This window comes from Mesorhizobium sp. M8A.F.Ca.ET.207.01.1.1 (assembly GCF_004794715.1).
Classification (GTDB): domain Bacteria; phylum Pseudomonadota; class Alphaproteobacteria; order Rhizobiales; family Rhizobiaceae; genus Mesorhizobium.
The window spans coordinates 1-324 of record NZ_SRUS01000361.1 but is presented as its reverse complement, the minus strand read 5'-3'; the positions used below and the strand labels follow the sequence as shown (position 1 = coordinate 324).

The 324-nt window shown below is 65.4% G+C and carries 1 pseudogene; it reads left to right on the top strand.

The features are described from left to right. Positions 1-26: 26 nt before the first annotated feature. A pseudogene (locus EN850_RS34915) lies at positions 27-324 on the top strand (glycosyltransferase family 2 protein); the annotation flags it as partial.

Here is a 324-nt window from a genome sequence, read left to right as displayed (position 1 = left end):
CCAATCGCGAATAGGTGGCGTATGCCGTCCATGCGGGCGGCCGCGTGCTAGGGTGCAACATGAGCATGCACCGCGCTGTCGCCGCGCGCATCTGTCCCTTGGACGAGCGCTTCGGCGCCAGCGGCGCGCTGCGCTCGGCCGAGGACACGGATTATCTGGTGCGCGCCATCCTTGCCGGCATGGCGGTGGAATACGTGCCCGACATGACGATCTTCCACTATCACGGCAGGCGCGACCGCATGGCGATCGACCGGCTGCACCGCGACTATCATTTCGGCAACGGCGCGCTCTGCCTGAAGCATCTTCGACGCGCAGATAGGAAGA